General features: G+C 36.2%; 21 protein-coding genes. 13 read left to right on the forward strand and 8 right to left on the reverse strand.

The window, feature by feature from the left end; all coding sequences use genetic code 11:
- Positions 1–39 precede the first annotated feature (39 nt).
- Positions 40–1,332, reverse strand: coding sequence for a DUF389 domain-containing protein (locus tag F3J23_RS20375; protein ID WP_167033206.1), 1,293 nt, complete (start codon positions 1,330–1,332; stop codon positions 40–42).
- A gap of 224 nt (positions 1,333–1,556) precedes the next feature.
- On the opposite strand from F3J23_RS20375, the gene F3J23_RS20380 reads away from it, so the two are divergent.
- Genes F3J23_RS20380 through F3J23_RS20390 form a run of 3 tightly spaced genes read left to right on the forward strand, consistent with a single transcriptional unit; the run spans position 1,557 to position 3,884 of the window.
- Positions 1,557–1,925 carry a hypothetical protein gene (locus tag F3J23_RS20380; RefSeq protein ID WP_167033208.1) on the forward strand — a complete coding sequence of 123 codons (369 nt, stop codon included), beginning with the start codon at positions 1,557–1,559 and terminating at the stop codon, positions 1,923–1,925.
- A gap of 42 nt (positions 1,926–1,967) precedes the next feature.
- On the forward strand, positions 1,968–3,383 hold the full coding sequence (locus tag F3J23_RS20385; RefSeq protein ID WP_167033210.1) for a PLP-dependent aminotransferase family protein: 1,416 nt from the start codon (positions 1,968–1,970) through the stop codon (positions 3,381–3,383).
- Between the two features lie 15 nt (positions 3,384–3,398).
- Positions 3,399–3,884 (forward strand): GNAT family N-acetyltransferase, encoded by a 486-nt coding sequence (locus F3J23_RS20390; protein WP_167033212.1) that lies wholly within the window; start codon positions 3,399–3,401, stop codon positions 3,882–3,884.
- A gap of 75 nt (positions 3,885–3,959) precedes the next feature.
- Here the strand turns inward: F3J23_RS20390 and F3J23_RS20395 are convergent, their stop codons facing one another.
- The 6 genes from F3J23_RS20395 to F3J23_RS20420 all read right to left on the reverse strand — a co-directional run bounded on the left by F3J23_RS20395 (position 3,960) and on the right by F3J23_RS20420 (position 14,034).
- Positions 3,960–5,813: an alkaline phosphatase family protein gene (locus F3J23_RS20395; RefSeq protein WP_167033214.1), complete on the reverse strand. Its 1,854-nt coding sequence runs from the start codon at positions 5,811–5,813 to the stop codon at positions 3,960–3,962.
- Positions 5,814–6,238: 425 nt separating this feature from the next.
- Positions 6,239–6,907 (reverse strand): HAD-IA family hydrolase, encoded by a 669-nt coding sequence (locus tag F3J23_RS20400; protein ID WP_167033216.1) that lies wholly within the window; start codon positions 6,905–6,907, stop codon positions 6,239–6,241.
- Between the two features lie 7 nt (positions 6,908–6,914).
- Entirely contained in the window at positions 6,915–8,069 is a 1,155-nt protein-coding gene (locus tag F3J23_RS20405) for a TIGR03364 family FAD-dependent oxidoreductase (protein ID WP_167033218.1), read from the reverse strand.
- An 11-nt stretch (positions 8,070–8,080) separates the two neighbouring features.
- Positions 8,081–9,385, reverse strand: a complete 1,305-nt coding sequence (locus tag F3J23_RS20410; RefSeq protein WP_167033219.1) for a DUF5690 family protein — start codon at positions 9,383–9,385, stop codon at positions 8,081–8,083.
- 9 nt (positions 9,386–9,394) lie between these two features.
- Positions 9,395–12,220: a TonB-dependent receptor gene (locus tag F3J23_RS20415; RefSeq protein WP_167033221.1), complete on the reverse strand. Its 2,826-nt coding sequence runs from the start codon at positions 12,218–12,220 to the stop codon at positions 9,395–9,397.
- A gap of 1,244 nt (positions 12,221–13,464) precedes the next feature.
- Entirely contained in the window at positions 13,465–14,034 is a 570-nt protein-coding gene (locus tag F3J23_RS20420) for a helix-turn-helix domain-containing protein (RefSeq protein WP_120232272.1), read from the reverse strand.
- A 264-nt stretch (positions 14,035–14,298) separates the two neighbouring features.
- Here F3J23_RS20420 and F3J23_RS20425 point away from each other — a divergent pair, with 264 nt between their 5' ends.
- From F3J23_RS20425 to F3J23_RS20470, 10 genes are all read left to right on the forward strand, one after another.
- Positions 14,299–15,006, forward strand: a complete 708-nt coding sequence (locus F3J23_RS20425) for a response regulator transcription factor (protein WP_167033222.1) — start codon at positions 14,299–14,301, stop codon at positions 15,004–15,006.
- A 3-nt stretch (positions 15,007–15,009) separates the two neighbouring features.
- Complete coding sequence (locus F3J23_RS20430) at positions 15,010–16,422, forward strand: sensor histidine kinase (protein ID WP_167033224.1); 1,413 nt, start codon at positions 15,010–15,012, stop codon at positions 16,420–16,422.
- A gap of 244 nt (positions 16,423–16,666) precedes the next feature.
- Positions 16,667–17,161 (forward strand): hypothetical protein, encoded by a 495-nt coding sequence (locus F3J23_RS20435; RefSeq protein ID WP_167033226.1) that lies wholly within the window; start codon positions 16,667–16,669, stop codon positions 17,159–17,161.
- A 33-nt stretch (positions 17,162–17,194) separates the two neighbouring features.
- On the forward strand, positions 17,195–18,022 hold the full coding sequence (locus tag F3J23_RS20440; protein WP_167033227.1) for a YoaK family protein: 828 nt from the start codon (positions 17,195–17,197) through the stop codon (positions 18,020–18,022).
- A 317-nt stretch (positions 18,023–18,339) separates the two neighbouring features.
- Positions 18,340–20,133, forward strand: a complete 1,794-nt coding sequence (gene mutL, locus F3J23_RS20445) for a DNA mismatch repair endonuclease MutL (protein WP_167033229.1) — start codon at positions 18,340–18,342, stop codon at positions 20,131–20,133.
- Positions 20,134–20,138: 5 nt separating this feature from the next.
- Entirely contained in the window at positions 20,139–20,867 is a 729-nt protein-coding gene (locus F3J23_RS20450; RefSeq protein ID WP_167033231.1) for a rhomboid family intramembrane serine protease, read from the forward strand.
- Positions 20,868–21,080: 213 nt separating this feature from the next.
- Positions 21,081–21,869, forward strand: a complete 789-nt coding sequence (locus F3J23_RS20455) for an endonuclease/exonuclease/phosphatase family protein (protein WP_167033233.1) — start codon at positions 21,081–21,083, stop codon at positions 21,867–21,869.
- 74 nt (positions 21,870–21,943) lie between these two features.
- On the forward strand, positions 21,944–22,915 hold the full coding sequence (locus F3J23_RS20460) for an endonuclease/exonuclease/phosphatase family protein (protein WP_167033235.1): 972 nt from the start codon (positions 21,944–21,946) through the stop codon (positions 22,913–22,915).
- Positions 22,916–22,919: 4 nt separating this feature from the next.
- Positions 22,920–23,291, forward strand: a complete 372-nt coding sequence (locus tag F3J23_RS20465) for a hypothetical protein (RefSeq protein ID WP_167033236.1) — start codon at positions 22,920–22,922, stop codon at positions 23,289–23,291.
- 25 nt (positions 23,292–23,316) lie between these two features.
- A complete protein-coding gene (locus F3J23_RS20470; RefSeq protein ID WP_167033238.1) occupies positions 23,317–23,763 on the forward strand; it encodes a hypothetical protein in 447 nt (148 codons plus the stop codon).
- 67 nt (positions 23,764–23,830) lie between these two features.
- On the opposite strand, the gene F3J23_RS20475 is transcribed toward F3J23_RS20470, so the two are convergent.
- Positions 23,831–25,345, reverse strand: coding sequence for a GH3 auxin-responsive promoter family protein (locus tag F3J23_RS20475; protein ID WP_167033240.1), 1,515 nt, complete (start codon positions 25,343–25,345; stop codon positions 23,831–23,833).
- Positions 25,346–25,355 lie beyond the last annotated feature (10 nt).

Consider the following 25,355-nt stretch of genomic DNA (forward strand, 5'->3'; position numbering starts at 1 on the left):
ATAAAAACAGCAACCATCGAATGGTTGCTGTTTTTAATTTTATTGACGGATCACTTTTGTATTTTTATCAGATAATTTTTCAGAGATCCATTGTTTCATTTTTCCCTCCTGGTCTTTTTCCTCTTTTTCAGACTGATAAAGGACTACGGTACTTACCCTGGCACTATCTGTGTTCGGAAAATTGGTTACCTTACCTATCGAAATATTATGGAATGAAGGAAACAGGATATTGATCTCCTTAACAAGGCTTGAATCTTTTACCGTGTACTTATCCAATTGCTGTCTTAACTGGTTGATAACAATGTCTTTTTCAGACAATACATTATTGCGCTGCCCAATTTCATTAAGTATTTCAGATTTCAGGTCTGTAACATCCTGCTTGATAACAAGTTTTGTATTTAAGATGCCGGCAGTTTGAAGCTGCTTATTAATAGAATCTAATTCGTTTTTGTCAAATTTCTTAGATAAAAAGGCAAGTTCTATAGTTCTGGGAGAAGAGTTGTAATTTACCTTTTTATAAATCATGGTATATCCTTTTTGCGTAAATTCATTATTGATAAACTGATCTACATTCTGGGTGAACCTTTTTTGATTCAGTAAATTATAGGCAAGGTACGAGCTCGGAACAATCATAATAATGATTAATGCCGTTATCCCGTATCTTATGTGCCTCTCATACTTTCTATCTACAAGCTCAATAGGAGCATATTTCAGATATTTAATGATAAGAAAAGTAGCGATACAAATGAAAAAGCAATTAATCGTATAAAGATAGAACGCCCCCATAAAATAGCTCCAGTTTCCTATAGAAAGTCCATATCCGGCAGTACAGAGAGGTGGCATTAAAGCCGTAGCAATAGCCACACCGGGGATAGGATTTCCCTGTTTTACCCTTGTAATGGCTATAACACCTACCAGACCACCGAAAAATGCGATCAATACATCATAAATATTAGGAGATGTTCGGGCTAAAAGCTCAGATTGTGTTTCTTTAAACGGGCTTAAGAAAAAATAGATAAAAGAGACCAGCAAGCTCACCACCGTTGCAATAAGAAGATTTTTCATAGATCTTTTGAGCAGCTGGAAGTTGTAAGTTCCCAATGCAAATCCTGCTCCCACAATAGGTCCCATTAAAGGAGATATAAGCATGGCACCGATAATGACAGCTGTAGAGTTAACATTGAGCCCTACAGAAGCAATAACAATTGCACAGGCAAGTATCCAGAGATTGGAGCCACGGAAAGAAATATTATCAGTGATATTCTCAAGAACCTTTTGCTTGTCTTCTTCACCGGAATGAAGATTAATAAATTTTAAAAATTTTCTCGTCATTGTATGTATGTTTATTTTTTTATTTGAATCTAAAGAATAAAAATACATATTTATACAGAATCTTTCATTCATAGAAAATTTAAACATAACTTTTATTCGCTGGTTATTGAATCTATAATATTATTGAAATGAATAATATACAATCTGTATCCATAATATTATATTCTTCTGTATCTGTGTCCAAAGTTGAATCCTCCATAATTTTGTTACACAAGCAGAGTATTATGGAAAAGATCATTCAACATCGGGAGCAGCTTCAATATACAGAAGCCTATATTTCAGACATGGGAGTGCTGAAGAATATTTTTCAGCAGATACAGAATTGTAGAAAAATAAATCAGAATTTCGGACTTCCTTTTCTTTTAGCCAAAAAAGACAATGAAATTATTGCATTTGCAAGTCTTGTTATGAATGAAAAGAAAGAAATTTCTTTTAAAATATATGACAAAAAAGGGATGCCGGATACTGAGAAGAGAAGTTTCATCTCCAGAATAGAAAACTATTTTAAAAAGAATAATACCCCAAATTTTCGAGATCCTGAACAATTAAAAATGAGTATCAGCAGAATGGTCAGCTGGCTGAATCTTGAATAAAAACAAGAAGAAAATTGTACATTTACTTAAAACCGGAATCCAATGTCTAAAGATGTTCTGTACCTTAAAATAGCCAATTCTGTCACAGAGCAGATTAAAAGTGAAACGCTGCAGTTTGGAGAAAGGCTGCCTTCTTTAAGGAGTGCCCAGAAATTATATAATGTGAGTCTGAATACTGTAAAACAAGCGTATATGGAACTGGAAAGCCGTTCCCTTGTAGAGTCACGGCCCAAATACGGATATTATGTGAGCCAGACTTCCAGGCGAAAGCTGGCATTGCCGTCTGTAGCTCAAATGAAATTATCCGAAAAGAAAAACACCCCGCAGGACCTTATTGATAAAGTATTCGGAACAATTGAAGGAACAGATATTACACAGTTTGCATTAGGAATTCCAGGGAAGAGCCTTCTTCCTGTAGCCAAGATGAAAAAATGCATGATTGATGTAATGAAGAGGAAAAATGACAGCGGAACAAACTATGAACCGGTACAGGGGAGTGAGGCTCTTCGCCGCGAAATTGCCAAATGGTCTATTGTAATGGAAGGCAAAATTACAGAAGATGATATGGTAATCACTTCCGGTGCCATGAATGCCGTTTATAACTGCTTAATGGCAGTAACTCAGCCTGGAGACTCAGTAGCTGTGGAGAGCCCTGTGTATTTCGGAATGCTTCAGGCGATTCAGCTGTTGGGATTAAAAGCTGTGGAAATTCCTACGCATCCAATTTACGGAGTAGATCTGGATGCCTTGAAAAAAGTATTACCAAAGCTTTCTGCATGTTGCTTTGTGACGAATTTCAATAATCCGCTGGGCTTTCAGATGCCGGATGAAAATAAAAAAGAACTGGTAAGGCTGATCACGGAATATAATGTTCCCCTGATTGAAGATGACGTATATGGGAATATCTATTTTGGGGCAGAAAGGCCGAAGCCTTGTAAATATTATGATGAGGCAGATCTTGTCATGTGGGCGGGATCCGTTTCGAAAACACTGGCTCCCGGATTCAGGGTAGGCTGGGTAGCTCCCGGAAAGTTTAAAGATAAAATTATCCGTCAGAAACTGGTACAAACCGTAAGCGGACCATCTTTGTTTTCAGATGTGATTGCAGATTTTCTTGCTCATGGACGTTATGATCATCACCTAAGGATGTTCAGGAAAAAGCTCTATGCGAATTATCTTCAGATTCAGAAAGCCGTGAATCAATACTTCCCGGATAATACCAAGATTTCTGAACCCAAAGGAGGTTTTATGCTGTGGCTGGAACTGGATAAAAGAATCTGTACGGAAGATCTTTACGATGCAGCACTGGAACAGAAAGTAAACTTCGCCCCCGGAAGAATGTTTTCACAATATAATCAGTATCAGAATTGTATGCGGCTGAACTATGCTTTAGAATGGACAGACAGAGTAGAAAGTGACTTGGAGAAACTGGGAAAAATGATTAAAAACAGAATATAACAAAACCTTATAACGATGAATGATAGTAAAGATGAAGTAAAAATAATAAGCTACGAGGCTCAATATAAAGAAGCTTTTAAAAAATTAAATGAAGAATGGATCAGAACATTCTTTGTAATGGAGGCTAGCGATTATAAATTACTGGATCATCCCGAAGAAGAAATTTTAAATAAAGGAGGGCATATTGTTTTTGCGATATTAAATGATGAAGCCGTAGGAACATGTGCATTAATGAAATCTGAGCACGAGCCTGTGACTTATGAACTGGCGAAAATGGTTGTAAGCCCTAAAGCTCAGGGAAAGAAAATAGGTTATCTGCTGGGGAAAACTTTGGTAGATCTGGCCAGAGAATTGAAAGCTGAAAAAATTGTTCTGGAAACCAATTCAGTACTGGTTCCTGCCATTAAACTTTATGAGAAACTTGGATTCAGGCATATTCCGATTACAGATGCGGGCTACGACCGTGTGGATGTTCAAATGCAGTTGAATATCAGAGATTAAACAAAAAAGATATTAGAACTCGGATCAAAGACCCTTGTTCTAATATCAAAATTTAAATCTAATTGCTTTACTGTTTTATTTCTTTACAAAAGTTTTTGAACGCGAACTTTTGTTTCCGGTAATCTTAATGAAATACACTCCGGACGGAAGGGTTTCAATATTAAGCTTTTCATTATAAAAGCCCTGTGAAGACTTTAAATGATTGGTAAGAATAACCGATCCTTTCGCATCAATGATTTCTGTCTTAATTTCTTTATCTTCAGATTGATAGTGGATATTTATACTTGTAGAAGCAGGATTTGGGAATACCTTAAAATCTTCTGCTATCGGTTTGATTTCTTTATTGGCTAGAACCTCGTTGGAACAGGCCGGAATTCTGTTGGTTCCATCAATTCCCCAAGAAGACTGTACCGGAACACAAAGCCAGTTCAAAACGGTTGGGAAATGGTCAGTTTCTCTTGTTGTTGAGGTATAATCATAAACCTTGAAGTTATTGGTAGTATTTGCATTATAAGAAGGAGATCCTGTAATTGTCATATTATTAGCATTAATACTTGCATCTGCCAGCGTGTTTCCGGAAGTTTCATTACATTTCCAGTTGGCTAGTAACTGATTGTAATAAGGATGTGAAGGAGTAATATCCTGATTCGCCCAGTTTACAATTACATCATTAGGAAGCGCAGATTTCCATATTCTGACATCTTTGTAGGATGCCGCAAGATTGATTCCATATGTATTGGTTCCATCCTGGTTTAAGGTCAAAGGAAGCCCTGAATCTATATTTCCAATGGAATTCATTTTTGCAAAAGTTACCGGAACACCGTCTTCATAAAGAGTTACAAGACCATCTCTGTCGAAACTGGCTGCAATATGTTTCCATTTATTCGTTTCCACTTTCCCGCCTACAAGGTCAATTCTGTTGGTTCCGTCTCCTATATTCAGTTTGAAGGTCTGTCCGGAATATCCCGAGAAAATGATCCCTTTATTTTTTCCGTTCGCCCAGTTTTTATTACCCACCATTACCGGATCACTGCTATAAGAAACGTTGGGCTTTACCCAGAATTCAATAGTGAAATCCTGATTAGTCCCGAAATTAAAAGGAGTCTGATTAGTTGGTTTTGCATATGTTCCTGCTGGGAAGTTCAATTGGTTGAATGTTTTGTTGGATTCCAATATCGTTTTGCTGATCTGTTGAGGTGTAAACCCAGGATTGGAATACACCGTAAAAATATTTCTCTCAGAAAGAGCTCCTCCTCCGTGAGAGGTTTCTACAGCCCCGTGATCGGTGGTGAGTACCACCAGCCAGTCTTCATTATTATAGGTTGCTCTGTTTTTCATAGCAGCAACAATTTCCCCGATATAAGCATCCGTTGTCTGAATAGAAGACACATACTGTGGAATACTTGATGTGAATCCATAAGAATGTCCTGCATGATCTACATCATCAAAATCCACAAAAAGAATATCAGGATTATCACTCTGCAAAGCATTTACAGCCGCGTTTTTTACAGCAAGATCTGTGGCAAGATTGGTTTTTACATCTGCATTCTGAACAATCTTATCATTGATAGGTGCCCAGTGTGCCAATGAAATGGTTCTTAGACCCGGATTAAAAGCTTCAGCTCTTGATAGAAAATCAGGGTAATTTACATAGTTTGGGTTGGTAAAATTATTGTCCTGAACATTGTGTTTGGTGTGCCATACGCCGGTAAGCATTGTACTCCAGCCGTTTCCACTCCAGGTAGTGGCAGCACAAAGCCCGTCCAGAGAATAAATAGAATGATTGATGAGGTTTTGAATGTTAGGAGTCGGGGTAGACATCATTACATCAGCACGGCATCCATCAATACCGATAAAAAGGACTTTTTTAGTTTGAGCTCCAAGGAAACAGCTCATTACAATAGCCATTGAGAATAGTTTTGTTTTCATGGGATAAAGGGTTTTGAAAAAGAAAAGTTTACAAATAGTAATTTATTTTTAATTATTGTAAAATTAGTTTACTATTTGTAAACTTATATGAACCTAAGGTTAATTAATTGATAATTAAAAAGTTCCTGTAAACGAGAGTAGTAAAAACCGTAAAAGTCACAAAAGCTTAAAAATACTTTGATTATTTTTTAAGTGGCGGCTAAGTTTTTTAAACATCCCGTAAACTTCCTGGAAATCTACTATTTTCGAGAAATCGTCAACGAAGATCCTATATTCCTCTTTTCCGAAAGGGCGCCAAATCTTAGATTTGAAGAGGTGGTAAAAAAGCACAAACATTTTCAATCGTATGATCTGTGAAAACATTTGTGCCATCAAGTATTTAAAAAAATGAGGCTGAATTAATAATTCAGGGTGAAAAGAAGTTGTTAAAGAATACCTTCAGCCTCAGAAATTGTATTCAGAATATAATCCGGGGCCGCCTTTTCCAGCTCTGCTCTGCTCTGAGCGCCGGAAAGTACGGCAATTGTCAGTCCGCATCCGGCATTTTTACCTTCTTCAATATCTATTACTGAATCACCGGCTTTTAGAACCTTATCGGGCTGGTCAATATTAAACTTCTTCATAGCAAGATGGATCATTTCCGGGCTTGGCCGGCTTTCGGAAACATCATCGGCTGTAATTAAAGCATCAAAATGAACATTTTCTTTCCAGTTGAGTTTACTTAAAAGCTGGAGGGCAATTTCAGAAGTGTAACCGGTATTTAAAACGATCTTTTTATGTTGAGCTTTCATTTTAAGAAGAAAGTCTTCAGTTCCGTTGATGGGTCTCACCTCAAGGTTTTGGTAAGACTCTTTCAACTGATCTGAAAAGTTTTCGAAAATAGCGGGAGCATCCTCTTCATTACCATTAATTTCTTTCAGCAGACTTGTGATGGCTTCCAGTTTTTCCATTCCTGCACAGCTGGATAATACCCTGTCCAGGCTTACTTCATAGCCATAATCGTTAACAGCATTCGTAAGGGTTTTATAAACTACATTGTCCTCATCAATTGTTGTTCCGGCCATATCCAGAACGAGTAATTCTATATTTTTCATTTTCAATTTATGCGTATATTTTTTCAATATTAAATTTGGAGAAGCCACCGCTTCCTGTCATTCCTTTTCCTCCGATACCGGTTACAATGTGGATATTGGGGGATGGGCTGTGCTCAAAAATATCTTTGGTTTTGCACTGGGAATATACCCCAAACCATCTTCTTTGGATTTCGTAGGTAGGAAGATCAATGATCTTTTTTGCTTCATGGATCATAAATTCATCAATCTCCATATTAAGATCATATCCAAGATCATCAGCATTCTTAGCATCAGCATATTCATGAGAATCTCCCAGAATCACAGAACCGTCTAGCGCTTGCTTGAATAAAATATGAACGCCATATTTCTTTTCAAATGAGTTGGAATCTTCCAGGGCTTTGATCTTTTGAAAAGAAGGACACTCACTGAATGATTCATATCTTCTGATTGAAAGGCCGGTAAGAATATTTCCCTGAAGAGAATAAATCCCCTGAGGTTTGGTCTGAAGCATTTGCAGTTTACTTACTTCCAGGTCGCTTTCATTAAATACGGTTGGATATAATGTTTTAAATTCATGTCCGCCGCAAATAATGATTTTGGATGCATGGAATTCCGTTTCGTCTGCTGTTACAGCTGTACATTTCTGGCCGTCCTCACGGGTTTCCAGAACCGTTGTGTTGTAAAAGATCTGAAGTCCCATTTTTTCCTGCAACAGTTTATGAAGCTTTACAATCATATCTGCAGAATCCACAGATAACTCCTGAGGAAAGAATAAACCGCCTTTACAGTAATCGGAGCGAAGACCGTCAAATTTCTTGATACAGTCTCCTTTTGATAATAAAACAGATTCGTAATCATTGTTTCTGTTAATTTCAAATAATTCTTCAATCAGTTGAAGCTCCTCATCATTGGAAGCGATGTATACAGATCCGTTTTTTCTGATGGTAAGATCAGCCTGATTATGAAGTTCATTATATATTGCAAGGCTTTCTCTTCCGAAATTCTGCCATTTAAGATCCATTCCGGATGGAACCACCTGCCCGAAGTTTCTTACAGTTGCACCCTGAGGAACAGAGTTTCTTTCCAGTAAAGCTACCTTAAGATTTCTCTTTAGCGCATGATATGCATGGAATGTTCCTAAAATTCCACCTCCCACAACGAGTAAATCAAATTTTGTTGTCATTTTACGATTATTTATAAAATTTTCGACGTATCGAAATTGATGAATTGATTAGAATTAGAGTTTGATTTCGGTTTTGATTTTTTTCTGAATGCCAGAAAAGCGATCACCGAAAGAATTAAAACTGTGACTGCAATAATATAATTTAACTGAATATAAAAATTAAGCCACGAAGTTTGAGCAGAGCCGAAGTTCTTGTATAAAAGGATCAGTACACTTCCCAGATAACCGAACGAATCTACAATATAGATCAGGAATCCCACGTTGCCCTTAATTTCAAAAGCAGCAATCATCCGGTCAAAATAAATTCCGTTGAAAGGAATATAACAGATGTACATTCCAAATCCGGAAACAGTCATCCATAAAAACGGAGATAATGAGCCTTGCTGGAATAAGTAAGTAGAAAGCCCTACCGTAATAATTCCTGCAAAAAGAATATAATGATAATAAGCAAACGCTTTTTTATTGTTCTTTACTTTTACCATAAAGCTTAGAATCACCAATACCATCACAGCAATAGGAATTTCCGTTAAGGTAAAAATAGAGCTGTCAAAAGTAAAATGAAGCCCGTCCCAGATTTCTCGGTTGAAATTATCTCTGAAATCCCTTAAAACGGTAAGACATATGTAAAGAAAGATAATACATACAATCGGAACAAAGAACTGATAAACCAAAGCTTTTCTTTCTGTACCATTCAATGGCTGTCGCTTATTTTTAAGCAAAATATCTTCTTCAGTAGGCTTTGGAATTCTGTTTAAAAGCAATCCGAACAGAATCAAGGGTATAATAAAGACAAGTCCTGCTGAAAAAGGCATCCAGAATTCAGAAATATGAAAAGTATCCATCAGAAACTTCCCTACAGATTTTGTAAATCCCGAAGAAACCACAAAGCTCGAACATAAAAATAAACCGATAATTTCTGTTGTCTTACGTCCTTCAATATAGGAGAATACAATACCCCAGATCATTCCCAACGGAATACCATTGATGAACATAAACAGGATGTTGTAAGGAGCCGGAACCACCGCAAATCCCAGCAGGGCAAGTTCAGCGATCACAATGAAGGTGAATAGGTAAGTAATTCTTTTTTTAGGTTTCAGTTCGGAAATAAATTTAATACCGATGAATTTTGAAACAAAATATCCGATAGCCTGAGCAATGATAATCAGGATTTTATAATCTACCCCGAAATATGAAAGGCCTTCGAAAGATGCTACAGTAAAAGGTTTTCTGAAACCGTACATGCAGAAGTAAACACCGAAAGCGGCAAAAGCAGCTTTCAGTGTTACTAAAGTTTTTTTATTGATGGTTCTTGCCATTGTTTTGGTTTAGAAGTTCAGTTTTACACCAAGATTGAATCTTACTCCGTAGTATTCTACCTGCTCAGGGCGGTCTTCATTTTTACCGAAATGATAGATCAGCGGTTTGTTCAGAATATTGTTTACATCTGCATACAAGGTCAGGTACTTTGTAAACTGATAAGATCCTCCAAAATCAAGATTGCTGTATTTACCATAGTAAGTGTCATTCATATCCTCTTCAGCATATTCCACTGCATATTTTCCTTTGTAGTTGTATGCAAGCCTTGCATTGAATCCTTTTTTCTCAAAGAAAAGCTGTGCATTATAAAGTTCTTTTGCCTGATAGGGAAGCGCCACCTTTCTGCCACTTGGTTTTTCCATTTCAGAAGTCATGAAAGTAGCATTAAGCTGTACTCCGAAATACTGAAGGAAACCCGGTAAAAAGTCAAACCTTTTATTGATACCTAATTCTATACCTCCTAACCAGGCTGCATTTCCATTATTTGGAGCTGTAAACTGTACTCCGCTGATTCCGTTATAATTTCCGATAAACGAATCCTGAAAGATCGGATCTGTAATGGATTTATAGAAAACACCTCCACTCAGAATTCCGACATTGGAAAAATAATATTCACCCATCAGGTCAAAATTCAATGAATAAGTAGGATTAAGGTTGGGGTTTCCTCCTTTGAATTCATTATCCGCTTCAATATAAGTTCCTCCCGGAGTAAGATCTCCGAAATTAGGTCTTGAAAAGGTTCTTGTTGCTGCAAAGCGAAGGTTGGTCTTATCATTCAAAGTATATTTTAAATGGATCATCGGAAGAACAGCCAGATAGTTTTTAGTATTTTCAACAGGTGTTAAAACATCATCAATCACGCTGTATCCTCTTACTTTTGTATTGGTATTTGACAATCTTACTCCTCCAAGAATTGTGATTTTGTCATTCAATTTATAAGTTGCCATTCCGTAAGCATCTGCATGTTTTTCAAATACATCGAAGTTTCTTCCCAAAGCCTTATTGTATTCTAATGCTTCAGAATCTGCAGGATTGATTTTTAGATTTCCTTGATTCTGGAACCAGAACTGATTCATTCCTGTAGTAGAAAGTACCGGCCCGAAAGTATTCCCGATGTGGGTGTTCATTTCACTTAAATATTGAGTTCCATGGGCTTGTGTTGTAATATATTGAGAATAGTCAGATAAAAGAGGTGCCGTTCCGTTGCTCCAGTTGTAGAAAATATCAGAAAACCTTGCATTACGTTCCTTATCTCTGTACTTAAAACCATATTTCAATGTTAGTTGATCTGAAGCGTTAATTTCATGGTTGAATGCCGCTACAATTTTATCCTTCTCCTCTACAAAAACCTTGTAAAATTCCAAGTCTGTGAATCTCATCTGAGAAGCATCCATTTTAAAATTAGGATCGCTGTAGAAACCAAATAAAGCATCCGGATTTTTATAATCTAATTTGCCGCCATCTGCTTTCCAGTAAGCTCTTGGCCCATTTCCGTGATCAGAAATATAATCAGGGTTGATGCCTACTCCGGATTGGGTATACTTGATAACATAATAAGAATTGTTCTGTTTATCAGGAATATTTCCATATTTGAATCTGTTATCATAATAAGATAGATCCCAGTCGATTTTTCCTTTATTTAAATTATGAACTCCACCTAAGGACACGGAAGTAAGCTCCGTGATCAATAAATTATGGATATTCTGAAGCTCAACTCTTGCCGTATTATTTGCAGAACTGAACTTATCAAATCTGATTCTGTGTTTGTAATGGGTTTCATCATCCGAAAGTGTTCCATACATTCCTTTCAGATAGAAAGTGGTTTTTGGAGATAAAACATATTCAAAAGCAGTATTGATTCCTGTTGTTTTTCTGACACCGTTATAATCACGAAGTTCCAGTCTGAAAACACCCTGGTCTCCACTTCTTCTCGCTTCAAAATTATCGGTAGACCAGTTTCTGATAAAGTGGGCAAAGTTGAATAAATAACCGAATTTTTTATCCTTTGTTCTTCCACCATACAACAATCCAAGGTTGTAAACTCCTTTGTCTGATTTGGCATTGTACCCGCTTCCTATAGTCGCTTTAAATTCTGTTTTCATTGGAGGCGTTTTAGTGATAAAGTTAACGCCGCCGCCAATTCCGTCAGCTTCAATATCCGGAGTAAAGGATTTATTGACATGCACATAGGAGATCAGTTCCGTAGGAAAAAAATCGAAAGCCGTAGCTCTGGAAGTAGTCTCTTCTTCTGCTGTAGGAAGTCTGTTTCCGTTGATGGTTGTTGATGCCCAGAATGGTGGAAGTCCTCTCAAAGAAACGAATCTTCCTTCTCCCTGATCTCTTTCAATGGAAACTCCCTGTACACGCTGTACCGTTTCTGCTGCGTTTCTGTCCGGTAATTTTCCGATACCGTCTGAAGCAATAACATTGGTAATATTGATGGCATTTTTCTGAAGATTTAAAGCTCTTGCTTCCGTGTTTTTCAAAGTTCCTGTCACTACAACTTCGTCAATGTTTTTTCGTTGCTGGGAAAGCTTTACAGTTCCCAAATCAAACGTTTCTCCCGGTTTTAAATCAACACTGATATCTGATGATTCATATCCGATGTAGCTAATCTGAAGGTTATACTGACCTTCTTTTATATCATTGATGGTAAATTTTCCGTCAATATCTGTGGTCGTATTTTTAGAAAGACCTTTTATTTTGACTGATGCTCCCGGAAGGGGCTGGCTGTCGTCAAGAACAGTTCCTATAATTAACTGCTTCTGCGCTGAAACAAAAATAATGAAACAGACAAAAACAAGGGTAAGTAATTTCTCTAATGTTGTTTTCATTTTTACATATATTAAATTTTTTATGCAAATCACGCTAATAATTTTAATATATATAAATATTTCGTATTAAGTATTGATTAACAAATAAACACTATTTGTTACACCTATTTTACTTTGAAAAGTATACAAAAAGAGCAGTAAAAACGGAATGAAAGGTAGTTTAAATTCGTTGTGTTAACGTTTTTTGTAAATAATGGGTAAAAGTGGTAGATGGGAATACTTCATGAAAAAGCATCTGTTTTAGTTAATATTCCGTTCATTTAAGAAGAAAATAAAAAAGCAAAAGTTGCATATTTGTAAACTTTCGTAGGATTCAATAAGATATGTGGAAGTAAATAAATGTAAAAGATATACAATAAAGACCTATCTGAAGTGATGAAAATTTTGAAATATTTTATGTTTTTATTAAACGCAACGTTTTATGGGGTTCAATCTTCTATTAAAGTGAGCAAAGGTGTCGACGTTGTCGCTGATGAAGGATGGTTTATAGCGTTCGCTTAGAAAAAATCAATGAAATTGATTCCAATCTTTGCCTCCTTAAAATATTACGCATGAAAAATAAAGCTTAGCGTTTGAAAAGATGTGTAGCTTTGCTGTAAAATAATCTCAATAGTTATTTATTAAACGCAAAGTTTTATAGGTTGAATATTTTATTAAAGTGAGCAAAGGTGTCGACGTTGTCGCTGATGAAGGATGGTTTATAGCGTTCGCTTAGAAAAAATCAATGAAATTGATTCCAATCTTTGCCTCCTTAAAATATTACGTATGGGAAATAAGTCTTTGCGTTTGAAAAGATGTGTAGCTTTGCTTTAAAATAATCTCAATAGTTATTTATTAAATGCAACGTTTTATGGGTTGAATATTTTATTAAAGTGAGCAAAGGTTTCGACGTTGTCGCTGATGAAGGATAGTTTATAGCGTTCGCTTAGAAAAAATCAATGAAATTGATTCCAATCTTTGCCTCCTTAAAATATTACGTATGGGAAATAAGGCTTTGCGTTTGAAAAGATGTGTAGCTTTGCTTTAAAATAATCTCAATAGTTATTTATTAAACGCAAAGTTTTATGGGTTGAATATTTTATTAAAGTGAGCAAAGATGTTGACGTGGTCGTTGATGAAGGAGGGTTTTATAGCGTTCGCTTAAAAAGAATCAATTTTATTGATTTTGATCTTTGTCTCCTTAAAATATTACGCATGGAAAATAAGGCTTTGCGTTTTAAAAGATATGCACCTATAAAAAATGACTATGCAGTATAAAAGTAGAGCACCAGCATTACACAGCTTTCATCACTGATACTTACCGGAACGTGTGGAAACTTTCCATTAAAGTATAAAGAATCCCCTTCTTTTAGAATGACTTCTTCATTATCAATTACATATTTTACTTCTCCTTTCAGTATATATTTAAATTCCCAGGCATCAGTAATGACTTTTTCTCTTTTCGAATTTGGCTCTAGAGTTAGTAACACCGCTTCAAAACCTAAAGAATGGAGACTTTTACTGAAGATATGCATATATTTAAACCCTTCAGCTTCAACCTCTTTTTCTATGACTTGCTGGCTTTCTTTTGGAACATAAATAAACTTGGCGTTAGATTTTTTCTCTACACCTTCAAAGAAATAACTGGCATCAATCTCAAGAGACTGAATCAGATCCAATAAAACAGGAAGCGAAGGAATCGTTCTTCCGTTTTCGATCCTGGAAACAAGGCCGTTGCTCACATTGGCTTTAAAGGCCAGTTCATTAATGGTTAAATTATTCTTTTTTCTAATATCCTTTAATCTCTTTCCGATACCTATTAAAAAGTCATTCATACTCTGTGTAATTTAACCTGAATTATTTTTCGTGATTATATGAAAAGCAAAGGTAATATTATTCTTTGTAGATTGTATAAAGGAGAGAATCAATTCATTGAAAATTATTATTGAAAGGATCAAACCGTTAAGAGGTAAAAGGACGAAATAATAAAAGTTTTTTTACTAATCTGCGATTTTACCCTATCGCTTTCTCAGCTTTCTCAGTCTTCTTGCCCATCACAAGAAAATTTCCTTATTTTTGTAAAACTCCTTATTTCATTTATGAAAAAAATTATTCTCATCGAAGACGAAACCAGTGTGGTTTCTTTTATTAAAAAAGGACTTCAGGAAAACGGCTATGAAATTTCTGTTGCTTTTGACGGGCGTACAGGTGTACAATTGGTACAGGCTAATGACTTCGATCTGGTAATTTTGGATATTATGCTTCCGGAAATGAATGGTCTGGATGTATGTAAAGAAATAAGAAAAACAAATCAAAGTGTTCCTATTTTATTCTTAACGGCATTGGGAACATCCGAAAATATTGTTCTCGGGCTGGAAAGCGGGGGAGATGATTATCTGGTAAAGCCCTTCAAATTTATTGAACTGGTTGCCCGTGTAAAATCTCTTTTAAGAAGGAGTAATAATAACAGCCCACAGGAAACGGTTGAAGCAGAGCCTGACAATGAACATGTATTTCATTTCTCAGATCTTACAGTGAACGATTACACAAAAAAAGTAACCCGTGCCGGAGACGAAATTACCCTTACTTCCACAGAATATAAGCTATTACTATACTTTCTTAATAATCCTGAAAAAGTAATTTCCAGAGCCGAAATTCTGGATGCTGTATGGGGAGTGAATTATGAACTGGGAACTAATGTTGTGGATGTTTATGTAAATTATCTAAGAAAAAAGCTGGACCACCAGGATGACAATAAACTGATCCATACAGTGATAGGGATGGGGTACGTGTTGAAAAAAACGTAATGAATGTTTAATAAAGTAATTACAAATCAGACCAAAACGATGGTACTTTTAATGTTGGTTTTTACCGCCATCATTTTGTTGTTCAGTGGTTTGGTTTACTTTTCAATCGTTAACTTTTCTCACCAGAGGTTTTATGAACTTTTAAAGATCCGTACGGCAACCATTGTGCAGATTGAAAAAAGTAAGGATCATCTTGATCTTCCTGAAAATTATATTCTCAGCAGCCTGAATGATGAAGAGCTGCCTATGGAAAAGGATTATGTTTTTGGGGTTCCTACAGATTCCAATTTCAAAAAAATATCGCAGGAAGTTCATATTCCGGATTATTTCTTTAAAAAAATAATCAAAGAGGGTGAGGCGAATTATAATGACAAAGAGTTCTATTATATAGGACAAAGTTTTAAATATGATGATAAAGATTATATCGCCATTGCATCTGCAAAGAATCATTATGTGATCTATTATCTTGGTTTCCTGAAAAGAACATTGCTTACGTGTATTGTTCTTTCTTTGTTCTTCAGTATGATCTTTTCCTTTTATCTGTCAAAAACTTTATTCAGGCCTATTTTAAAAATTACAGGAAAGGTAAAGGAAATCAGTTCCGAAAATCTTCATTTAAGACTGGAATCCCAGCCGGATAATAAGGAACTGAACGAACTGGTAGATACTTTCAATGATATGCTTAACCGAATTGAGACGTCTTTTGAAACTCAGAATCACCTGATCGGAAATGTATCCCACGAATTGAGAACACCTCTCACTTCCATTATGGGAGAAGCAGATGTTGCGCTCTCCATCAGCAGAACGGCAGAGGAATATAAAGAAACGCTTGGGATTATTCTGGATGAAGCCGAAAAACTGGATAAAAAGATCAAAGCTTTATTAATGATTGCCCAAACAGGATTTGATGGCAAGATCCAGAAAATGGATAAGGTGAGAATGGATCAGCTGCTTTGGGATGTTATTGAAACCCTAAGAAGAATTGATTCAAGAAATAATATCTATCTGGATATCAGTATGCTCCCGGATAATCCTAAAAAGCTGAAAGTACAGGGGAATGAGCAGCTCCTGCATCTTGCGGTAGCTAATATCGTTAGTAATGGATGTAAATATTCTAATTTTCAACAGGTTAGAGTCTCATTGGGAGCGACGGACTCCGATGTATATATCATTGTAAAGGATAACGGGATCGGAATTCCGGAAGTGGAGATGAACAAAATTTATGATCCGTTTTTCAGAGCTTCCAATACCAATAATTATGAAGGGTACGGAATTGGCCTTCCTCTGGCGAGAAACATCGTAAGGATGCATCATGGCGAATTGATCGTAAGTTCACATGAAAACCAGGGAACTACGGTACAGATGCGTTTCCCGAACTTTTACAGTATGCAGAAGGGAGAAGAAGCAAAAGGATAAAGAGGAAAAAAGGTAGAAAGCAAAAGAGCTAAATCGCGAATTTGCAAAAAGCCTTTTTTCGCTGTTTCACCATTTCTCCGTTTTACAATTTCACTTTTTCGCATGTTAATTCCCCTTAACAATTTTCTAATCTCATTTTAATCTCTTTAATCACATTTTAATTCTGTTCCAAAGGTCCTCTAATCTGGCCGTTCTAGTTTTGTATCATCAAAAAAGATAAACACAATACAAAATAATAAAGAACATGGCTAAAACAATTTTAATTGCAACGGATTACTCTCTTGAGTCATTGAACATATTGAAAAAAATACTTAAAGAGAAGGACGCATCGGAAGATCAGAACCAATATAATATTCTTCTTACATCCGGATATGATTCCGGAGATTCTATCAGAGAGCTTTTATTTAATACTAAAACTTCGATCTTCAATAAGATAAGACCTGTAGAATTTTGTGAGGCCTATGAAATAATCAAGAATAAATATCCTCATCTGGTTAAAAAAGTTATCTGTGACATTTTTACAGGAAGTTTCCAAAGAACATTCAATCAATATGTAAAAGCAGAAAATATTGAGGAAGCCTATTATGCTCCGTCTATTAAAAGTAAAGGAAAAGGAAAATTTGATCTTATTCCTTATATCAAAAAATGCAAAGAACTGCAGTCTCATGAAATTACAGTTGAAGTAAGAGAAAGCCTTCCGGAAAGAGGAAGACTGGCAGAGATCTTTGTAGAGGTCTAAAAAACATAAATGAACCAACTAAAAAAGTAAAAAATGTTAAGAAATTATAGTAACAGCAGGACACTGGGAGACAATATCAGATTGGGGACGCTGACTGCATTTACCGCAGGTACTATAAATATAGCATCCCTATTGATATTCCTCTCTTTTACATCAAACGTAACAGGACATTACGCTATTCTGGCAGCAGAGATCAGTAAAGGAAACTGGTCACAGGTTGCGGTAGTGGGAGGATGGATCTTTCTGTTTTTCTTCGGAAGTTTCCTGTCCAACTTTATTGTAATCAATTTCAATAAGAAAAGTAAATATTTTGCCCACGCAATGCCCATTGTGCTGGAAATCATATGTCTTCTGTTTGTAGGTGTGTACGGACAACTGTATTACCAGAAAACATTGGAAGAAACAGAATATCTCGTAGCCCTGATGCTTTTTGCAACGGGATTACAGAACGGATTGACTGCAAGTATCTCCAACTTCTCTGTAAAAACAACCCACCTTACCGGTACTACAACCGATCTGGGAATCCTGGTGTCTATGTTTACCCAGAAAAAGTACAGAAGAAATGGTGAGTTAATTGGAAGAGCCAAGCTATTGATGAGTATTATGCTTGCCTATGTTCTTGGAGCAGTATTTTCAGGTTTAACATATTACTATCTGGAATTCAGAGTGTTTTATGTAATCAGTATATGCCTTTTAATTGTTATCGGATATGATGCATATAAAATTCATGTACGACATTTCAATACGAAATACAGATACAACAGGATTTATAAAAAGCCGAACCTATTGGCTTACTTATATGAGAAAATCCATGGAATTCCTAAAAGAGACAAGAAAAGAAAACTTGTTTTTGAAGACTAAAATCGATACATCACTATTAATTTTTTGTATAAACTAGCTGTAAACACCCTTATTTTATAATAGAATAGGGGTGTTTTTTTTTGAAAAGAGGATATAAGATGAGGAAGTTTATTAAGGATTGATCGTACTTTCATAACTCTGAAAAAAGGCAAATCCCGAGTAGAACAAGTAAGTCGCTAAAGTCCTTCGTTACAAACAGTAAAAAAAGCGGATGGGGATAAATAGGTAAAAATGTTGATAATTAAATATTAAATCACGATTTTAGTATTTTAATTCCCGTTTTCATTAACTATTTTTGTAAGTTGATTTACGTTTTTATGTCAGATATTATTCAGCTTTTACCGGATCATGTAGCCAACCAAATTGCAGCAGGAGAAGTGGTGCAGAGACCTGCATCCATTGTGAAGGAACTTTTGGAAAATGCTATAGATGCAGATGCAACGAAAATCGAATTGATCATCCGGGATGCCGGAAAAAATCTTATACAGGTGGTGGATGATGGTAAAGGGATGTCTGAAACAGATGCCCGGATGGCTTTTGAAAGACATGCTACATCCAAGATCAAAGGAACAGAAGATATCTTTAAGATCGCTACAAAAGGATTCCGTGGTGAAGCTTTGGCGTCTATTGCTGCTGTTTCACAGGTTGAGCTGAGAACTAAACAGAAAGATACATCCATAGGAACCAACATCTATATTGAAGGAGGCGTTTTCCAGTTTCAGGATCCGGTTCAGACAGCAGAAGGATCAAACTTTTTAGTAAAAAATCTTTTTTATAATGTTCCGGCAAGAAGAAAATTTCTGAAAAATAATAATATCGAATTCAGGCATGTTATTGATGAGTTTCAGCGTGTGGCCCTGGCTCATGAGAATCTGGAGTTTTCATTGTTTCATGATGATGAAGCTGTTTTCAGGCTAAGAAAAGGGAGTCAGATGCAGCGTATTGTAGATGTTTTCGGAAGAAAGCTGCAGCCGCTTCTGATTCCAATCAAAGAAGATATTATCTGGTGTAAGCTTCATGGTTTTGTTGCAAAGCCTGAAGGCGCTAAGAAAGCAAGAGGAGAGCAATTTCTTTTTGTAAACGGCAGATATTTCAGAAGTCCATACTTCAATAAAGCAGTGCAGGAAGCTTTTGAAGGACTGCTTCAACCAGGATATGTGCCTTCGTTTTTCCTTTTCCTGGAGCTTGATCCGGAGAAAATAGACGTCAATATCCATCCGCAGAAAACAGAAGTGAAATTTGAGGATGAGCACCTTATTTTTGCCTTATTGCGTTCAACCATTAAGAGATCCTTAGGGATTTATAATGTTTCGCCAAGCCTTGATTTCGACAGAGATCCTGAGCTGGATGAAATGATGAATAAGCCTATTCCGAGTAAAAGCAATAGTGGAGGTGGAAGTGGGGTTATCAAAATGCCGGAAATTATCGTAGACAAAGACTATAACCCTTTCCTTGAGGAAAAAAATGTGGTACATCCGGAAGAAATTCAGAACCTTACAGAAATGTATCATCAGAATATTACGGCAGAGCCTTCAAAGATCAACTTATTTGAAGACGAAGATTTTGATGAAGATTTAATGAGGCTTCCCAACGGATACTGGCTTTTCAATAAAGGAGATGTAACCCTGATGCTGGATTTAGGAAGAATGCATAGATTGCTGGTTTCTGAGAACAACAAATCTTCCAGAAAATCAAATACAAACAGCCACGCACTTCTCTTCTCTCTGGAGTATCATATGAATGAGATTGAAAAAAATAAATACAATTCGATCAAAAAATATCTTCCGGAATTAGGGTTTGACATGAAAATTGCTCATGAAAGTGTGCTGCGTATTGATTCCCTTCCTGAAGGGTTGAAAGAAACACAGGCCATGAAGTTTCTGGAAAACCTTTTTGAAATTCTGGATTATAAAACAGAAGAAGAGTTTTTGCAATACTACCATAACCAATGGAATAAAATGCAGTCTAAGTCAAGATTTGACTTTATTTATAAAAAAGATGCGGAACAGGTTATCAAAGATTTTACAGCATTAGGTTTCCCAGAGTTTTTACCTGACGGGAAAAGATGCTTCTATGAAGTTCCGTTTAATGATTTTAAAAACAAATTTTAAAAATTATGTTTAACAATATACCACCAATAACAAGAAATATTATCATAATCAATGTAATCGTTTTTATTGTTACATCCTTAATGGGAAATCAGGTTATTGGTTACCTGGCAGGTTTTTATCCACTTTCTCCCTTCTTCCATTCATGGCAGATCATTACCCATATGTTTATGCATGGAAGTATTATGCATATTTTGTTTAATATGATGACGCTATTTAGTTTTGGGCCTATTTTGGAACAAACATTGGGAGATAAAAAGTACCTTATCCTTTATTTTGCAAGTGGTTTAGGGGCCTTTTTTCTGTTTAATGCGTGGAATTTTGTGGAAGCCCAGCAACTTTCAAGTGAACTGCAGCAGCTAGGATTTAATGTAAATGCATATATGTCCGGAGCAAGTGTTGAATTTACAGGAAATACAGATTCTATTTTAAAACAAAAAGAATTATTGGACAGCTTAAAAGGGATTGTTGCAACACCTATGGTGGGTGCTTCCGGAGCTATTTTCGGAGTGGTGGCTGCATTTGCTACATTATATCCTGATTCCAAAATTGGGATTATGTTTATTCCGGTTCCTATTAAAGTAAAATACCTGTTACCTATTATTGTTGTTATCTCCGTATATCTTGGTGTTTCAGGAAACGGAGGAGGCATTGCCCATCTGGCTCACGTAGGAGGCGCTTTGGTTGGGTGGCTGCTGGCCAGAAACTGGAAAAAGCATTTATACAGGTTCAATTAAAATAATCTTGTGAAGGTTTTCAGACTTATACTCCTGATTATACATCTTGGCATTCTGTTTTTGCTGTTAGGTACTTTGTTGAATGCTTATGTTCCTCCTAAAGTTTTTCCTTGGTTTAATCTACTTTCCTTAGGATTTCCGGTTCTAATCATTTTGTATGTGATACTGACAATATTTTGGGTATTTTGTTGGAAAAAAAGAGCTTTTGCATTCATGCTTATTGGATTAGCCTTTATTAATCCTGTAAAAAGATGGGTGAATTATGCTGCGGAGCCAAAAGAAAATGCGGATATCAAAGTGATCTCTTTCAATACCAGAACAGGCATTTTGAAAAGAAGTGAAGTTGGTGATTATTTGAAATCTCAGAACGCAGATGTTATTCTTTTGCAGGAAGATGCAGGTAAAGGGTATGAATTTGCGGGCTATGAAAAAGTAAGTACATTAAGAGGAATTACTATTCTCAGCAGACATAAAGTTATCAGTGAAAAGATCTTAGAACCAGAGCAGGAAGGCTTAAAAACTCCCGCTATTCAGGTGGATATTGAAATAAATGGTAAGAAATATAGGTTTATTGATGTCTATCTCAATCCGTTTAAATTTGGAAAAGAGATGGTGGCTCTTAACGGAAATACAGATGCTAATGAGCAGAAAGTAAAAGGAATTATAAAAAGACTGATTCCTACGTTTAAAAAACATCAGGAGCAAATAGAACTGATTAAGCAGGTCGTTGAAAATTCTCCTTATCCGGTTATTGTAGCGGGAGATTTTAATTCTGTTCCAAATTCTTACGAGTATTACCAATTGTCCGAAGGACTTGAAGATGCATTCGTAACAGCAGGAAAAGGAAGTGCAACCAGCTTTCATGACTATAAATTTCCAATCAGAATAGATTATATTTTTTCTTCAAAATCAATCCATGCGGTTTCTTATAAAGTAGATCGTTCCGTCAGTCTTTCAGATCATTATCCGATAGTCGCAGAATTTTCGGCGGACAAGAAATAATCATAAAAATAGTTAATAAATGATTCCTTGGTAGGGTTTTTGCTTAAAAAAATCCGTACCAAGACCGTTTTTTCATGAAGTCGAATCAGATATTACTATTTATACATATCGCTGTTGCTGTTTTGCTATTATGCACATTGGGAAATGCATGGATTCCGCCTAATATTTTGGGCAACCTGAATCTTCTTTCTCTAGGTTTTCCCTATCTGATGCTTGCGTACATACTTCTTACTTTGGTATGGATTGTTAAAAAACAAAAAATAGCAATTGCTTTTGTCTTGGGAACATTGGTTTTTTATAATCCCATAAGAAGATGGGTTAACTTTTCTCCTAAAACTGAAAATGTAAAAACAATACGCGACATCAAAGTGTTGACTTTTAATGTGAAGTATGGAGAATTCGGATGGGATAAAGTAAAAAATTACATTAAAGAACAGAACGCAGATATTATTCTTGTTCAGGAAAAAGATACAAACCGTGCATTAAGACAGGATCTTGTAAAGTACCCTTCCGTTATCCTTAAAACAAAACATAAGATTGTAAGACAGGCAGAACTGATTGATGATAAATCAAGAGGTAATTCTTTCTATGCAGATGTAGATATTAACGGGAAAATTATAAGAATCATCAATGTTTATCTTGAGCCCTTCCGTCTTCACAAATCGATGTTTATGAAGCTGGACAAACTGGGAATAGGAAATGTTTCAACACTTCTTTCCCACATGATTCCCACTTTTCAGGCACACGAAGATCAGGTGAAAAAAATAAGAAAGGTGATAGATATGTCTCCTTATCCTGTTATCGTAGCCGGAGACTTTAATTCCGTTCCCAATTCTTACGAATATTATAATTTAAGCAAAGATCTTCAGGATGCCTTTTTAGTAGCAGGAAAGGGTAGTGCGAGCAGTTTTCATGACTACAAGGTCCCTTTGAGGATAGATTATATTTTCACCTCAAAATCAATTATTCCTTTAAGCTATAAAGTAGATCAATCTGTGAAATTATCAGATCATTATCCGGTAATTGCAGAATTTCTTCTAAATTAGTTCCATGAAAAATTTACTGTCTGCGCTTTTTATTTTTATAATCCTGTTCACTGCATGCTCCAAGAAAGAATCTCCGGGTTTTGGTGCAGAGCAGGACGTTCAAATTCATTATGATACTACTGCTGTTGATTCGTTCTCAACAGGGGCTGTTTCAGTAGATATTGCCCGTAAGATAAGAATGTCTTCACCACAGTATCTGGATTCTGTAAAACGAGCTAAGAAACTTCAAGATGAAGAGAATAAGCTAAAGGCAGAGCTTGAAAAAGAAAATAAAGCCAAGCAGGAAGAAGAAAAAAAGAAAGCAGAGGCCGAAAAAAAGCAAAAGACTTCAGAAACGCCACCGGCTAAAGAAGCAAAGGAAACCAAAACAGAATAAATCCAATATCATTAAAATATACAATATGAAAAAACAAATCTTAGCAGCGTTAGTGATCTCAGTATTCACGGTAGCCTGCACAAAATCGACAACAAAGACGGAACAGGTAGAAAACCCAGATGGATCTATTAGTACAACTACGACTACCGTTACGGAAAGCCCTTCTCATGTTGTGGATACTTCAAAAATTAACGAAGCCAAAGAAAACGTTAAAACAAAAGTGGATGAAGCCGGTAATAAAATAGATGATGCCGCTCAAAAGGCTAAAGATAAAATTGATGCCACAGCAGATAAAACGAAACAGGATCTTAACAAAGCCGGTCAGGATATCAAAAACGAAGCGAACAAAGTAGGAAAAGATATTAAATCGGGAGCCCAGGAAGCGGGTAAAGATGCCAAAGAAGCCGCCCGAAAAGGAGCTTCAAAAGTAGAGGAAGCTGCTAAAAAAGTAAAAGAAGACCTCAGTAAATAAATGCAAACCCTCAATTCAATGGAATTGAGGGTTTTATTTTTATAGAATGAAGCCAAAAAAGGCTTCTTTATTTATTCATTTCCAGTAAAGGATCTATGTATTCTCTGTCATTACTCAATCTAGGAACTTTATTCTGGCCTCCCAGCTTTCCTTTAGATTCCAGCCAGTGATAAAAAAGATTGTCTTTAGCAATATGAACAATAGGTCTCTTAAGTGTCATATTGTTATACCTTTTCGCCTCATAGTCAGAATTGATCGTCTTCAAATGCTGATCAAAAGCATCAACGAAGCGGTCCAGGTTATCAGGATAATGGCTGAATTCAAAGATCCACTCATGGGCCCCTCCTTCATTTTCTTTCATAAATACCGGAGCTCCTGTAAACTCTGTTATCTGGGCTCCTGTTGCTTCACAGGCTTTTGAGAGGGCGGATTCCACATTGGTGATCATCAGTTCTTCACCAAAGGCATTGATATAATGCTTGGTTCGGCCCGTTATTTTGATTCTGAAAGGATTTATTGAGGTAAAAACTACCGTATCACCAATAAGATACCTCCACAAGCCTCCATTGGTTGTGATCACCATGGCGTAATTTTTTCCAATTTCCACATCTTCAAGGTTTACTACTTTCGGATTTGAAAAATGAAACTGATCCATAGAAATAAATTCGTAAAATATTCCGTAATCCAGCATCAGGAGCATTTCGTCACTATTGGATCTGTCCTGTATTCCGAAGAAGCCTTCAGATGCATTATAAATTTCGTAGTAATTGATGTTTTTTCCGATGATCTGTCTGTACTGCTCCCGGTAAGGCTTAAAACTAATTCCACCGTGAAAAAAGACCTCTAAATTAGGCCAAAGCTCTGATATGCTTCCTACATTGGTTTCCTTTAAAACCCTTTGCAGAAGAACCATCATCCAGCTGGGTACCCCGAGAATACTTCCTACATCTTCATTTTTTACTTCAGAGGTAATAGCTCTCAACTTGCTTTCCCATTCTCCCATAAGAGAAACCTTTTTGCTCGGCGTAGTGGTAATTTCTACCCAAAATGGTAGATTATCAATTAAAATAGCGGATAAATCGCCAAATTTTGTGTTGAAATCTGCATACAATTCAGAACTTCCGCCTAAACGTAAATTCTTATAATTAAATAGCTGGTTTTCCGGATGGTTGTTGGCATAAATGGAAACCATATCTTTTCCGGCTTTCATATGACAGTACTCCAGACTTTCTGCTGAGATCGGAATGAATTTACTTTTAGCATTAGTTGTTCCCGAAGATTTAGCAAAATGTTTGATATAGCCGGGCCAGCTTATATCTTTTTGTCCCTGTCTCGCTTTTTCAATATAAGGTTCCATTTCTTCATACGTAACAATCGGGACTTTGTTTTTAAAATCCTGATAGCTTGAAATGGAATTGAATCCGTATAGTTTGCCGTATTCCGTATCTTCTGCATGAAACAGCTGAGAAAAGAGTATACCTTTCTGTGTTTCAATGGGATGATCCATGAAATTTTGTATCTGGTCTATCCTCTGACGGATGAACCAGTTAACGACAGTATTAAAAAGTGCTTTGGTTGCCATTCCAACAAAT

It is taken from the genome of Chryseobacterium sp. Tr-659 (genome assembly GCF_011752975.1).
In the GTDB taxonomy this organism is placed as follows: domain Bacteria; phylum Bacteroidota; class Bacteroidia; order Flavobacteriales; family Weeksellaceae; genus Chryseobacterium.